We start from the raw sequence: 396 nt of genomic DNA, 5'->3' as shown, positions 1-396 counted from the left end.
AAATAGGCCTCGGTGACCTGGTCGCGGGTGAGCGACCTGGCGTTGCCCTCCAGCGCGATGCGGCCTTCGAGCATGCAGATGACGCGGCTCGCGACATTCATGGCGCGGGCGAGGTCCTGCTCGACCAGGATGATGGTCGTGCCGGATTTGATCAGGCCGTCGAGCGATTCATAGACGCGGTCGACGATCAGCGGTGAAAGACCAAGCGAAACTTCATCAAGCAGCAGGACATCCGGATTGCTCATCAGCGCCCGGCCGATGGCCGTGGCCTGCTGTTCGCCGCCGGAGAGATGGCCGGTCTGGTGGTTGATGCGCTTCTTCAGGTTGGGGAAGATGTCGAGGATCTTGTCGATCGACCAGTCGCCCTTGCGGCCGGCCATCGAGCCGAGCTTGAGA

At 62.6% G+C, this 396-nt stretch carries 1 protein-coding gene; it reads right to left on the bottom strand.

Annotation, left to right across the window (positions count from 1 at the left end; genetic code table 11):
- A partial coding sequence (locus tag AC1D0P_RS31160) for an ATP-binding cassette domain-containing protein (RefSeq protein WP_477680260.1) occupies positions 1–396 on the bottom strand: 396 nt, incomplete at both ends.

The organism is Polaromonas sp. P1_G2, from assembly GCF_056405515.1.
This window is presented reverse-complemented; position numbering and strand designations above follow the sequence as displayed.